This window comes from Morganella sp. HMSC11D09 (assembly GCF_001807955.1).
In the GTDB taxonomy this organism is placed as follows: Bacteria; Pseudomonadota; Gammaproteobacteria; order Enterobacterales; family Enterobacteriaceae; genus Morganella; species Morganella morganii.
The window spans coordinates 712-1,057 of record NZ_KV791650.1 but is presented as its reverse complement, the minus strand read 5'-3'; the positions used below and the strand labels follow the sequence as shown (position 1 = coordinate 1,057).

1 protein-coding gene is annotated in these 346 nt (G+C 54.6%); it reads left to right on the top strand.

Features of this window, described 5'->3' with window-relative positions:
- On the top strand, window positions 1-346 hold a 346-nt coding region (locus HMPREF3119_RS19590), incomplete at both ends, for a tape measure protein (protein WP_246829226.1).

The following is a 346-nucleotide window of genomic DNA, read 5'->3' as shown; positions in this document are numbered from 1 at the left end:
GGCAAATACCAACCTGTATGCCCGTATTGCACAGTCGATGCGTGATGTGGGTTATGCCTCGGGAGATGTGGCAAAAGTCACTGAAACCATCGCAACCTCACTGAAGCTGTCCGGTGCAAGCACCGAAGAAGCCAGCTCTGTTATTACTCAACTCAGTCAGGCACTGGCTTCCGGTGTTCTGCGCGGTGAAGAATTTAACGCGGTGATGGAGAACGGCGGACGACTGGCAAAACTGCTGGCTGACGGGATGGGGACCACCATCGGCGGGCTGCGCGATATGGCACAGAGCGGGCAACTGACTACCGATAAAATCGTTCCGATCCTGACAAATACGGAGCAACTCAGA